Below are 12845 nucleotides of genomic sequence, written 5' to 3'. Positions count from 1 at the left end.
TAATTCATTATGCGTGCTTGCCTAAAATGGCTTCCGCAATATTTACTGCATGGTCACCAATTCGCTCGAGATTCGACACGATATCGACGAATACCATACCCGCTTGTGCACTACAATGTCCTTCATTCAAACGCACAATATGGTTTTTACGGAATCGACGTTCCATATTATCAATTAACTCTTCTTTCTCTGAAACGACACGCGCAAGATCTGTATCGTTCTGATCCAATGATTCAATGGCTTTTTGTACAGTTTCGATTGTCAATGTGAACATTTCTGTTAAATCTTCCAACGCATCGTCTGTCAGCTTCAGTTTATTGGTTTCACGTAAATCTATCAGCTCAATAATGTTTTCGAAATGGTCACCAATACGCTCGATATCCCGAACAGAATCCATCAATAATACATGTCGGCCGGATTCGGCTGGCGAAACGATTACTACAGACACTTCTACTAAATAGTCTGTAATTTTGCGGTCGAGATTGTTGATGGCATCTTCAATTTGATACGCTGTTTCCGCGTGTTTTTTCTGGCCTGTCTTCAAATACTCGAATGATTCCTGAAGACCACGGACACTGAAGTCACCCATGCGAACAATTTCTTCTTTAGCTTGTCCAATTGCCACAGCTGGTGATTGTGCGATGAAACGACGATCAAGGTGTTTCGGTTTGTATTCGATCGTCACATCCTCGCCCGGTATCATCTTAGTGACTAGAAATGCCCAAGCAGCAATGAATGGAAATTGAATGATCGTATTGGCGACGTTGAACGAACCGTGCGCAAATGCGATTTGCATTTTGCTTTCAAGGTTCAAAACACCAGCTATCCATTCGACGTACGCCGTAAACGGTATGAGCAGGATCATAAAGATGATGGTTCCGACGATATTAAATAGTACGTGTACAGCTGCCGCTCGTCTTGCTGCAACGGATGCTCCAAGTGCCGCAAGTACCGCAGTGATTGTCGTCCCGATGTTATCACCGAAGAGAATCGGCAATGCTGCTTTCATTGTTACTAAATCTTCAGCATAGAGACCTTGCAAGATTCCAACAGTGGCACTGGAACTTTGTACGATTAATGTAAAGATTGTTCCCGCTACGACACCTAGCAATGAATGTTCACTCATTGCGAGAGTGAAATCAGCAAATGCTTCTAATGAACGTAAAGGTTTCATACCGTCACTCATTAATTCAAGCCCTAGGAACAATCCTCCGAAGCCGAAGATGACTTCACCCAAGTTCTTGATTTTAGCTTTACGGACGAAGAAAATCAGGAAGGCCCCAAATGCCATGATCGGTAACGCATACGCACCGACATCTAAACCGATAATAAATGCAGTCACAGTCGTACCGATATTGGCGCCCATGATGACGCCGATTGCCTGACGGAGTGTCATGAACCCAGCACTTACTAGACCGACTGTAATAACAGTTGTTCCGGAACTAGATTGGATTAACACGGTGACGACTATACCTACTAGAACACCCATAAGTGGGTTGGTAGTAAAACGGTCTAAGATTTCACGAAGTCTATCCCCTGCAGCCTTTTGCAACCCATCCCCCATGTACTTAATTGCAAATAGGAAAATTCCTAATCCTCCAAGAAATTGGAACACCAATTCCTGCCAGTTCACTTCCATTGAATTGCCAACCTCCATTACACTTTTTATGTATGATTTCTAACTGCCCTTCACTTCTTGCAAATCGTCGTGAAGTTTCAACTTATTATGCAAGTTGTATACATCAATTGTAAAGTATCCGACAGCAATCTTTACATCACCTTAACAATGCCGCAATAAAATGTCATAAGAATGTCGAAATTTCTGCAAAGCAGTATGTTTTAAATAAATGGTAGACTGAATGTAGAAAGGGAGGCCGGCTCAGTGAAATTTCATCAACTCTTTAAAGCTTCATTGCACGAACCGAAAAAACTTGCAGCATTTCGCATGTTATCCATCGGTAAAGTCATTCAATACATATTTGTGTTTATTTTTCTTTACACCGGTGTATCGTTTCTACAATTTGTATTAGGTGATCATACACTGTTCCAGTCATCTCCTGAATTAGCGGAAATCGGCGAAACGATCGGCTTTTTGATCTATCCAATCGCATTTGTGTTGCAATTGGTCATTATTACGTCGTATTTATTTATTCGCATCAGTATTTTTGCTATCATAGGGGTATTGCTATTGAAACTATTGCGTCGCCGTGGTGAATTCCGTTTTATGTGGCGAACAGCAGCGATTGCTGCAACATTACCTATCTTGCTGACGATGGCATTTGAATTTGTTCCAGACATGCAATCGTATAGCTTGTGGCTTGCATCTTTAGTCCATCTACTCTTTGTGTGGAGAGCAGCAGTCTATTATCCAAAACTCCCACGATGAATAGACTTCCTCTTATCTGCATAGTGTAGTGCAGGAGGGATGCATGATGAGAATTTTACTAATCGCACTTGCTGTATTCTGCATAGTTCATTTTGTTCGAATGGATTTAACGGAAGGGACAATCCCTCTTGCAGCCTTTTTTGATGATGAATCGTCCTGTATAGAGGAAACTTCCAATCATTCAATTGTCATTCGAGTGGTTGAAGGTGATACAATAGAATCGTTATTCGCATTATATCCAGATTCAACACAAAACTTTCTTGAGAGGTTGGAACAATTTTATTCCATGAACCCTCATCTCGAACGCCAACAATTTCTAGCTGGCGAACAAATTAAGTTGCCTATCGGGGAACAAGTAGAATCGGCTTGCGAAGAAGGCGAAAAAGGATAAATTTATATTCCATCGAATTTCGATGGTATTTACTCATTTGAAGGAGAGAGACATAATGACTGAAATGATTCATCGTTCCAATACCCGTCCCGTAAAAGTCGGTAATTTGACTATAGGGGGAAGCAATGAGCTGTTTATGCAAAGCATGACGACGACAAAAACACATGATGTCGAAGCAACAGTTGCAGAAATTAAACGTTTGGAGGATGCAGGTTGCCAAATCGTACGTGTAGCATGTCCCGATGAGCGTGCAGCGTATTCGATTGGTGAAATCAAAAAGCAGATCAATATTCCGTTAGTAGTGGATATTCACTTTGACTATAAATTAGCATTGATTGCAATTGAACAAGGTGCAGATAAAATTCGTATCAATCCAGGTAATATCGGCCGTAAAGAAAAAGTAGAAGCTGTTGTCAACGCGGCAAAGGCGAAAGGTATACCGATTCGTATCGGCGTCAACGCAGGTTCACTCGAGAAAAAAATTCTTGAAAAGTATGGCTACCCTACAGCGCAAGGTATGGTCGAAAGTGCATTGCATCATATTAAAATCCTTGAAGATTTGGATTTCCACGATATTATCGTGTCACTTAAAGCTTCTGACGTGAACTTGGCGATCGAAGCGTACAAGCTGGCGGCAGCGGCATTCGATTATCCGTTGCACTTAGGTATTACAGAATCGGGTACATTATTCGCTGGTTCGATTAAGAGTGCAGCAGGACTTGGTTCTCTTTTATCTGCAGGTATCGGTAACACGATGCGCGTATCGTTAAGTGCGGATCCAGTTCAAGAAATCAAAGTAGCGAAAGAGTTGCTGAAAGTATTCGGTTTATCGTCTAACTCTGCAACATTAATTTCTTGCCCTACATGTGGCCGTATCGAAATTGATTTAATTTCCATTGCTGACGAAGTAGAAGAATATATCTCGAACATCAAAGCACCGTTGAAAGTAGCAGTTCTTGGCTGCGCGGTAAACGGCCCAGGCGAAGCACGGGAAGCAGATATTGGTATCGCTGGAGCTCGTGGTGAGGGATTACTCTTCATGCATGGTAAAACTGTACGTAAAGTTCCTGAAGAAACAATGGTCGAGGAATTAAAAAAAGAAATCGACATTTTGGCTGAGGAGTATTTTGAGAAGAAGAGACAAGAAGAAGCACTTGCGGCACAAGGTAGCGTTTCTGAATGAGGGATATTCGTTTCGGGATCGATATTGACGGAACGGTAACTACCCCGACAGCCCTTCTCCCCCATATCAACAAACATTTCGGTTCCAATCTGACACTCGATGATATTAAAGAGTATGACTTGACGAAGGCGTTTGATGTGGATCCTATACAGTTTGGGCAATGGTACAAGGAAACGGAAGAATTGATCTATCAGACTTCCCCTGCTCAAGAATTTGCAAAAGAAGTCTTAACGAATTGGCAGAAGCAGTTCGAGTTATTTTATATTTCGGCACGTGGTCGAAATGTACTCGAGTCAACAACGAACTGGTTTCATGAGCAACAAATACCTTATGACCACGTAGAGTTGATTGGCACACATCATAAAATTGAGACGGCTAGGCAATTCAACGTAGATGTATTCTTCGAGGACAAGCATGACAATGCAGTCGGGATTCATGAAGAATTGGATATTCCAGTGTTCTTGTTTGATACACCTTATAACCAGGATCCAATTCCGGAAGGTGTTATACGTGTGGCGAATTGGAAACAAGCGGATCAGTACGTCAGACAGATGTTCCACGCGACAGAAATGATGAAGAGTAAGTAATCGGAAGAGCATCGCATATTGCGGTGCTCTTTTTTCGTAGTCTACTTCTATTTCTGCAACTTACCTTGATTCTCACAACTATAATCATGTGTAGTATACATAATAGATGATTCTAAATGCATTACCATTTACTACCACTCGAATACTAGTACATAATAAAAGGCAGTACATCATGAACGTAAAATGATGTACTGCCCTTTTTTAACCTACCCCGCTATACAACTCGGACATCTACCATAAATCTCAAACTTATGCCCTTCTATTTCATAATCAGACAAATTGACTGTCACACTATCCATCGGGCAAATCGGAATCGATTTCGTGCCACCACACGTTGTACAAATGAAATGATGGTGATGATGATCTGTAGCGCATTGCATACGAAAAAGTCGCTCGCCGTTCAATTCAGTCTCATCTAAAATTCCAAGCTTTGAGAACATGGCAAGATTTCGGTAAATCGTATCAAAACTAATGCCTGGATTATCTTGCTCCACAGCTACTCGCACTTCCATAGCCGTCACATACCGATCCGCTTGATCAAAAAACTGCAATAATATCTCTCGATTTCTCGTTCGTTTATAATCATATTTCAATAGAATATCCCATGCTTCATCTATCGACATATCCTAACGCCACCTTTCCTGCTTCTCATGACCGTACTTTTTTCCAGAAAAGTACTAACAGTAAAATGAACACCGATGTCACTACAATAGTCCCACCAGGCGCGATATCTAAGTAATACGCAGAAATCAGTCCGATGACTACCGCAATTTCCCCGAATAGTATGGAGTATGCCAGTGCACCTTTATAACTTTTGGCTACTTGAATAGCTGCCGCCACAGGCAATGTCATCAGCGAAGAGACAAGCAAAATTCCAACGATTCGCATGGATGCACCGATAACTAGCGCTGTGATAATCATAAATGCTGCCTGAATAACACGTTCATTTATTCCGGATACACGTGCATACTCGGGATCAAATGCCAATGAAAATAACTCTTTATATAAGAAATAGATAAATCCGATCACCATAACAGCTATGAACATCACAATATATAAATCTTGCCGACTCACGGCGGACACTGATCCAAATAAATAACCGACTAAATCTGTACCGAATCCTTTGGCAAGAGAGATGAATATGGCCCCAAAACCAATTCCGGCAGATAAAATAATCGGAATCGCCAGTTCTTCAAAGCTTTTATATACTCTACGTAATCGCTCGATCAATAAAGATCCGACTACCGCAGCACCCATTCCTAAATACACTGGATTAAGTGCTGCAAAGAACAATACTTGCTGACTTAAATAGAGACTGCCTGCAATCCCTGCGAGTGCTACGTGACTAAGCGCATCTGAAATCATCGACATGCGACGCACTACGATAAATAAGCCGAGCATGGGAGCGATGAGACCGATGATCAGCCCAGATAAAATAGCATTTTGTAAAAACTCATAGGTAAAAATAGCTTCAATCATTTAACCGGCTCCGTTTCTTTTTGATGGAGCCGACGAATAGGATGACCGTACCAACCAGACAATTCCGCCTCACTCATTTTTTCATAGTCTGCATGAACGCCATGGAAATGAATAGAACGATTCAAGCATGCAATATGCGTTGCGAGCTTCGTTACGACATCGATTTCATGTGTCACGAGTAAAATCGCTATTCCGTACTCACGATTCAGTTCGCTAAGCATAGAATAGAAAGATTCAACGTTCTGTCTGTCGATTCCGACTGTTGGCTCATCCATGATCAGCAAATCGGGGTGACTCACGAGGGCTCTAGCAATAAAGACTCGCTGTTGCTGACCACCTGACAGATCACCTATACTTTCATCTTTACGGTCTGCCATTTTCACTATATGTAATGCATCAATGGCCTGCTGTTCATCCTCTTTATTGAATCGCTTAAACAGTCCCTTTTTGGCAGTCAAACCACTTTTTACGACTTCCAATACAGTAGCAGGGAACTTCGTCGTAAATGCGTTGGACTTTTGAGAGACGTAGCCGATTCTTTGTTGTTGGTTAAACGAATCAATCGGCCCGCCAAACAATTCAATGGTTCCTTGTGACGGTTTTAGCAACCCTAGTATGATTTTTAACAACGTGGATTTACCTGAACCATTTGGTCCAATTAATGCCCAAAACTCCCCTTGTTTCACTTCTAGACTGACATCAGAAAGCGCAACGGAATGGTTAAATTTATGCGTTATATGCTCTAAGTTAATAATGGAATTTGTCATATACATATCCCTTCCTTTAATTCGGAATCATTCCGATTACTTTATGAATTATATAGTAAGATGCGAAGGGATACAACCAATTGAAAGGAATTGATGAAGATGGATTTACTTCAGTTAATTCAAGAAATTAAACAGTTGCCCGATCAGGAAGCTGTAGATTATGCGGCAAGTTATGGTGTAGAGTTGTCTACTAAAGAAGTGCGGCAGTTACGCCCTTTGCTGGACGAAGTTTCATTCACTTGGCTATTTACAGGCATTCCATCCGCATTTATCGAAAAAGTTACTTCGATCATTGGATATGAGAAGACGATGCTGTATTTGGAATACTATAAACTTCAATAGAAAAAGCGTTGCGGTTACGCAACGCTTAAAGCTTTTAGTTATGCAATTCTTCCAATCGAGCAGGAGTGAATTGATGGTTTTTTAACATGTCAATCTCCACAGCATACGGTGCCTTTTTACTCGCTTTATCCAGTCCAACAAATGGTGTTTCCAAAATCTTCGGAACGTCTTTAAACGCTGGATGGTGAACGATATAAGCTAATGGTTCAAAGCCAATAAGTCCCATTCCGATATTTTCGTGACGGTCTTTTCCAGCGCCACAAATGTTCTTACTGTCGTTCACATGAATGACGGATATTCGGTCCAAACCGATAATGTCGTTAAATTGATTCAAGACGCCTGAGAAGTCATTGACAATATCATAGCCCGCATCATGGACGTGGCATGTATCAAAACAAACGGATAGCCGTTCATTATACTTCACGCCGTCGATGATCTTGGCAATTTCGTCAAAACTTCTCCCACATTCTGTTCCTTTACCAGCCATCGTTTCAAGTGCGATGCGAACATTTGCGTCTTCAGATAATACTTCATTCAAGCCTTCAATAATTTTTTCGATACCTATTTCTGTCCCAGCACCTACATGAGCTCCTGGATGAAGAACGATTTGATTGGCACCTAGTGCTTCAGTGCGCTGAATTTCCTGTTGTAAAAAGTCTACACCTAGGCGGAACGTTTCAGGCTTCGTGGTATTCGCAAGATTAATAATATATGGTGCATGGATGACGAGATTTGATTGACCATTTGCCTCCATGCTCTGTGTACCATTTTCGATATTTAATTCTTCAATTGGTTTACGTCTCGTGTTCTGAGGTGCTCCCGTATAGATCATGAATGTATTAGCTCCATAACTAAGAGCCTCTTCACTTGAACCAAGCAGCATCTTTTTACCACTCATGGATACGTGAGAACCTAGAAGGATATCATTTTGTGTCATGATTTCTTCTTTATTCTCCTTTGTCTTCTTTTAAAGTTTTCTTTTTGTTCCGCCATCTTCTTTTTGTAGCCGGGCTTCACTTTATCTGGTTTGCGAATATAGGAATCCGCTTTTTTATCGATTTCATCCACTTCACGCACGCGCTTCTTACGCGCTTGACGCTCTTTTACTTCAATCCATTCGCCATTTTTCACATCTTCATGAAGGAAAGGAATTCCAAGCTTTTCAATTTGATTAATTGCATCTTCATCAGACGGTTCGTATAACGTAATCGCATGACCTTGCATGCCCGCACGTGCAGTACGTCCTACGCGGTGAACGAAGAATTCCAGATCATCTGGCAATTCAAAGTTAATGACGTGACTGACACCGGGAATATCGATTCCTCTAGCTGCTAAATCAGTTGCCACGATGTACTGATACTCTAGATCGCGTACTTTCTTCATAACACGTGTACGTTCACGAGGTGTTAAATCACCATGGATTTTCCCGGGCTTGTAGCCATGCTCTGCTAAATAAGTAACTAGTTGATCAGCATTTTGCTTAGTGTTCATAAAGATAATCGCAAGATATGGCTGAAGGGCATCCATCACGTGAAGTAATTTCTTGTTTTTATCCATACTCCTAACAGGAACTAAGGAATAATGCATATTCTCCGTCAACGGTTTTTTATCATCCATCCGCACATGAACAGGTGAGTTCATATACTTCGATAAGAAGGGCTTCAATTTTTCAGGAATCGTTGCAGAGAATACATACATGCTGATCTTCTCAGGCATTCTGGAAGCAAACTTATCAATGTCTTCAATGAAGCCCATGTCGAATGCTAGGTCCGCTTCATCAATTACGAGCTGAGTGGCAGTGTGGATCGGTAATGCGCCGGTTTCCGACATATCTTGGATACGTCCTGGTGTACCGACGATGATGTGCGGTGTACTCTTCAATCGTTCAGCAGAGCGTTTTTTATCTGTACCGCCAATCAAGATCGCACTTTTAATATCCGTTCCTTCGATTAGCTTTTTTAATTCATCATGAAGCTGAACAGCTAATTCGCGTGTCGGTGCTGTAATGACCGTCTGCAGTTCATCTTGCTCCGGCTTAAGCTTTTCAACAAGCGGAATGAGAAAACTATGGGATTTACCTGTTCCTGTATGAGCTTGCCCAATTGCACTTGTATTTTTCAAGATCAATGGAATCATTTCTTTTTGAATGGGTGTTGGTTCTACAAACCCTAATTTTTGAATAGCTTCTCTCAAAAATGGTTTGAATTGATAATCAGTAAATTTAGACATATCGTTCCTCCTCTAGATAAATCTTATTGTACCATGATTCGGTGCCATCAGTGGTTTTTTTCGCATAGGATATAGGGGAAACAACTAAAAAATTAGAAAGGAGTTCGTGATGAGATATCAATCATTTTATCCGTTCAGCAATCAGCCACCTCAGTCTAGGATGACACCTAACACTCCGCCTATTCAACAAAGGGCGCCCATGCCTTTCCCTCAAGGCATGCAAGGGAATCCCAGGGGTCCGCGGGAAATGCGTGGCGGTGCTCCGCAACAGCAAGCAGGCATGCAAGAAAACGGTCCTTCACGGGCTGAACAATATATGCAAACCGCCAATCGTTTTTTCAATACCGCCCAACAATTTGCACCATTAGTTCAGCAGTTTGCACCACTTGTCCAGAATTTACCGGCTATGTGGCGATTATATAAAGGGGTACAATCTATGCCGGACGCACCGACAGCCTCTTCCGCTCCACGTCCAAGTGGTCCGCGAACGTCAAGTCCTGTACCTCCTCAAGCCACTAATCAGCCATCTTTACCGCGAATTTTTCAACCTCCCTTCTGAACTCTTTGAATCGTCCATGAATCTCCGCTATAATGAAAGAGAAGTTAGTAGAGGAGTGGAGTGGAATAAATGAAAGTACTCAAGATATCACCAAGAGGTTATTGTTATGGTGTAGTTGATGCGATGGTCATTGCGAGGAATGCTGCGCTAGATCCTACCCTGCCGAGACCCATTTATATATTAGGCATGATCGTCCACAACAAACATGTAACAGATGCATTCGAAGAAGACGGAATTATCACGTTGGACGGCGAAAACCGCCTGGAAATTTTACGCAAAGTAGATAAGGGAACTGTAATCTACACAGCACACGGTGTTTCACCTGAAGTTCGCCAATTAGCAAAAGAAAAAGGATTGGTCGCAATCGATGCAACATGTCCTGACGTTTCCGTTACACACGACTTAATTGAAGAAAAAGTAGCTGAAGGCTATGACATTCTTTATATTGGTAAAAAGCACCATCCAGAACCCGAAGGCGCGATTGGCGTTGCCCCAGATTCTGTTCACTTAATTGAACGTCTTGAAGATATTGATAACTTAGAGATTACCAATGACAAACTACTGGTTACAAATCAAACAACCATGAGTCAATGGGATGTTGCACATCTCATGGAAGAGTTGCAACGTAAATTCCCTCACATTGAAGTACATCAAGAAATTTGTCTAGCTACACAAGTTCGTCAAGAAGCTGTAGCAGAACAAGCCGGCGAGGCAGAGTTGCTGATCGTTGTCGGAGATCCGAAAAGTAATAACTCCAACCGTTTAACGCAAGTATCGGTAGAAATTGCAAATACACCTTCATACCGCGTCTCAGACGTCTCAGAAATTGATCCTGCATGGTTAATGGACATTGAGACAGTAGCGGTCACGGCAGGTGCTTCTACCCCTACAATAATCGTTAGAGAAGTTATAGAGTTCCTAAACAAATTTGACCAAGAAGATCCTACAACACATCATCCGGAGAGAAAGTTTAAACTTGAAAAAATCTTGCCAAAAGTCAAGAATCCGTCTCCTGTTATCCGGATCGAACCATAAATAACAAAAAAACCGTCGAGTTTGTGCTCGACGGTTTTTTTTACGATAGGAATTGAAAAGGCTCAGTAATGACTTTCGATTCAATAAATTCAACAGGTAATTTATTTTCTTTACACAGTTCTGTCATTTTATTCGCAACGCCAGCAATCATAATTTTTTCGATATTATGCCCTGGATCTACAATGGCAAGATCGAGTGCTTGCGCGTCTTGCGCGACGTGATAATACATATCCCCTGTCACGAATACATCGGCTCCTTTTCTCTTCGCAGCCGTAATGTACTTATTCCCATCGCCACCGAGAACCGCCACTTTACGAATTTTTCTCTCCGGATCACCTACGAAACGTAATGCGGGAACTTCGAATATATTTTTTACATGTTGTGCGAATTCCTTTAGTGTCATCTCTTCAGCGATTTGTCCGATACGCCCGATCCCTTGTTCATTCGTTTTCTGCTCCATTTTCACTAAATCAAATGCCGGTTCTTCATAAGGATGCGCGGCAAACATCGCTTTGATGACTTTAACTTGCTGACTTTCCGCAAAAACGACTTCAATTCGCTCTTCATCCACAAGTGTCGGTTCGCCTACTTCTCCGATTGCCGGATTTGCCCCTGCAACCGGTGTAAATCGTCCAGTACCTTGCGAGCTAAAACTGCATGCCTGGTAATCGCCAATCGCACCCGCTCCAGCAGATGCTAATTTCTGACGCAATGCATCAGCATCTTCTAACGGGCAAAATACCGCAAGTTTCATCAAATGTTCAGAGTTTGTCATATCGATCGGCTCCGTCTGCTGTATACCAAGACGTTCCGCTAACATATCATTGACGCCACCTGCTGCAATGTCCAGATTGGTATGAGCAGCGTAGACCGCAATATTATGCTTGATACATTTCTCAATCATTTTTCCTTGTGGTGTATCGGTTAGAATAGATTTAACGGGACGGAATAATGGAGGGTGATGTGCAATCACGAGAGTTGCCCCATTTTCAATTGCCTCATCAATCACTTGTTCATTGACGTCTAGCGTAACTAGAACTTTATCAATGGGACGATTCAATTGGCCGATGTGCAGTCCAATTGGGTCTCCTTCAAATGCAAGTCGCTTCGGTGACCACTTTTCAAATAGTTCAATGATCTGATATCCATTACTTTTCTTCATGTGCTAACACCTTCCTGACTAATTCTATATTTTCTTGTATGTTTGCTTTTTTTTGCTTAATTTCTTCTGTTGGTTCTGCGTTATCCAGGGCTTTTATGACCCGCTGCCATTCCAGCATCTCCCGCTCCCACTTCGCGCGGAATACCGTAGATAATTTACGTCGTAAAACTGGCCCAACGAGCAAATCCGTTCTCGTGTAATCAGCCGTTCCTCTTTCTAACACTAAGACTTCATAAATTTTACTGTCTTCTTGTAAAATCTCTTCGTCTACAATAATAAATCCATTTGCTACAGCCCATTCCCGAATCGCGATCGCATGCAGATTAGGTTGTGCGATGATCCGCTGTACATGCTTCAGACGATTCTTACCCGCTTCTAAGATGGATGTAATCAATGTTCCACCCATTCCAGCAATCGTTACGGTTTCGACATGATCAGCATCTTCTATCGCTTGTAAACCATTTGCTAGACGCACTTCAATACGATCCGCAAAACCATGAAGATCTACATTGCGTGTCGCCGCTTCAAAGGGACCTGTCACCACTTCTCCTGCGATAGCCTTCCGTATCTTGCCTTTATTCATCAAATAGCATGGGAGATAGGCATGATCACTACCAATATCCGCAAGCACAGTTTGATTCGGTACAAAACTGGCCACCATCGCCAGACGTTCCGATAATTGATTGGTATTCATGGTTCCCCGCCTTTCATTCTTATCTATTGTA

The 12845-nt window shown here is 42.0% G+C and carries 15 protein-coding genes; 7 read left to right on the top strand and 8 right to left on the bottom strand.

Features of this window, described 5'->3' with window-relative positions; all coding sequences use genetic code 11:
• Window positions 1-7: 7 nt before the first annotated feature.
• Entirely contained in the window at window positions 8-1639 is a 1632-nt protein-coding gene (locus CSV63_RS02665) for a Na/Pi cotransporter family protein (protein ID WP_099694422.1), read from the bottom strand.
• A 243-nt stretch (window positions 1640-1882) separates the two neighbouring features.
• On the opposite strand from CSV63_RS02665, the gene CSV63_RS02660 reads away from it, so the two are divergent.
• The 4 genes from CSV63_RS02660 to CSV63_RS02645 are packed head-to-tail and all read left to right on the top strand — an operon-like array spanning window position 1883 to window position 4547.
• Entirely contained in the window at window positions 1883-2386 is a 504-nt protein-coding gene (locus tag CSV63_RS02660; protein WP_099694421.1) for a DUF1189 family protein, read from the top strand.
• A 46-nt stretch (window positions 2387-2432) separates the two neighbouring features.
• Window positions 2433-2777 carry a hypothetical protein gene (locus CSV63_RS02655; protein WP_099694420.1) on the top strand — a complete coding sequence of 115 codons (345 nt, stop codon included), beginning with the start codon at window positions 2433-2435 and terminating at the stop codon, window positions 2775-2777.
• Between the two features lie 55 nt (window positions 2778-2832).
• A complete protein-coding gene (gene ispG / locus CSV63_RS02650) occupies window positions 2833-3960 on the top strand; it encodes a flavodoxin-dependent (E)-4-hydroxy-3-methylbut-2-enyl-diphosphate synthase (RefSeq protein ID WP_099694419.1) in 1128 nt (375 codons plus the stop codon).
• Window positions 3957-4547 (top strand): 5' nucleotidase, NT5C type, encoded by a 591-nt coding sequence (locus tag CSV63_RS02645; RefSeq protein ID WP_099694418.1) that lies wholly within the window; start codon window positions 3957-3959, stop codon window positions 4545-4547. The genes ispG and CSV63_RS02645 overlap by 4 nt, the downstream gene beginning before the upstream one ends.
• Window positions 4548-4753: 206 nt before the next feature.
• On the opposite strand, the gene CSV63_RS02640 is transcribed toward CSV63_RS02645, so the two are convergent.
• Genes CSV63_RS02640 through CSV63_RS02630 form a run of 3 tightly spaced genes read right to left on the bottom strand, consistent with a single transcriptional unit; the run spans window position 4754 to window position 6793 of the window.
• Complete coding sequence (locus tag CSV63_RS02640; RefSeq protein ID WP_099637287.1) at window positions 4754-5170, bottom strand: Fur family transcriptional regulator; 417 nt, start codon at window positions 5168-5170, stop codon at window positions 4754-4756.
• 25 nt (window positions 5171-5195) lie between these two features.
• Window positions 5196-6026: a metal ABC transporter permease gene (locus CSV63_RS02635; protein WP_099694417.1), complete on the bottom strand. Its 831-nt coding sequence runs from the start codon at window positions 6024-6026 to the stop codon at window positions 5196-5198.
• Window positions 6023-6793 (bottom strand): metal ABC transporter ATP-binding protein, encoded by a 771-nt coding sequence (locus tag CSV63_RS02630; RefSeq protein WP_099694416.1) that lies wholly within the window; start codon window positions 6791-6793, stop codon window positions 6023-6025. The genes CSV63_RS02635 and CSV63_RS02630 overlap by 4 nt, the downstream gene beginning before the upstream one ends.
• A 99-nt stretch (window positions 6794-6892) precedes the next feature.
• On the opposite strand from CSV63_RS02630, the gene CSV63_RS02625 reads away from it, so the two are divergent.
• Window positions 6893-7135: a hypothetical protein gene (locus CSV63_RS02625; protein ID WP_099637290.1), complete on the top strand. Its 243-nt coding sequence runs from the start codon at window positions 6893-6895 to the stop codon at window positions 7133-7135.
• A 34-nt stretch (window positions 7136-7169) separates the two neighbouring features.
• On the opposite strand, the gene CSV63_RS02620 is transcribed toward CSV63_RS02625, so the two are convergent.
• Together CSV63_RS02620 and CSV63_RS02615 are read right to left on the bottom strand one after the other, a co-directional pair.
• Complete coding sequence (locus CSV63_RS02620; RefSeq protein ID WP_099694415.1) at window positions 7170-8072, bottom strand: deoxyribonuclease IV; 903 nt, start codon at window positions 8070-8072, stop codon at window positions 7170-7172.
• Window positions 8069-9364, bottom strand: a complete 1296-nt coding sequence (locus tag CSV63_RS02615; protein WP_099694414.1) for a DEAD/DEAH box helicase — start codon at window positions 9362-9364, stop codon at window positions 8069-8071. The genes CSV63_RS02620 and CSV63_RS02615 overlap by 4 nt, the downstream gene beginning before the upstream one ends.
• Before the next feature lie 109 nt (window positions 9365-9473).
• Between CSV63_RS02615 and vrrA the strand changes: the two genes are divergently transcribed.
• Both vrrA and CSV63_RS02605 read left to right on the top strand, forming a co-directional pair.
• Entirely contained in the window at window positions 9474-9923 is a 450-nt protein-coding gene (vrrA, locus tag CSV63_RS02610; RefSeq protein WP_099694413.1) for a VrrA/YqfQ family protein, read from the top strand.
• Between the two features lie 69 nt (window positions 9924-9992).
• Window positions 9993-10958 carry a 4-hydroxy-3-methylbut-2-enyl diphosphate reductase gene (locus CSV63_RS02605; protein WP_099694412.1) on the top strand — a complete coding sequence of 322 codons (966 nt, stop codon included), beginning with the start codon at window positions 9993-9995 and terminating at the stop codon, window positions 10956-10958.
• Window positions 10959-10998: 40 nt separating this feature from the next.
• Here CSV63_RS02605 and CSV63_RS02600 read toward each other — a convergent pair whose 3' ends face one another.
• Entirely contained in the window at window positions 10999-12120 is a 1122-nt protein-coding gene (locus CSV63_RS02600; RefSeq protein WP_099694411.1) for a Nif3-like dinuclear metal center hexameric protein, read from the bottom strand.
• Complete coding sequence (locus tag CSV63_RS02595) at window positions 12107-12814, bottom strand: tRNA (adenine(22)-N(1))-methyltransferase (protein ID WP_099694410.1); 708 nt, start codon at window positions 12812-12814, stop codon at window positions 12107-12109. The genes CSV63_RS02600 and CSV63_RS02595 overlap by 14 nt, the downstream gene beginning before the upstream one ends.
• Window positions 12815-12845 lie beyond the last annotated feature (31 nt).

It is taken from the genome of Sporosarcina sp. P34 (assembly GCF_002743375.1).
Lineage (GTDB): Bacteria > Bacillota > Bacilli > Bacillales_A > Planococcaceae > Sporosarcina.
The sequence above is the reverse complement of the archived record's forward strand: the minus strand, read 5'-3'. Positions and strand labels throughout refer to the sequence as shown.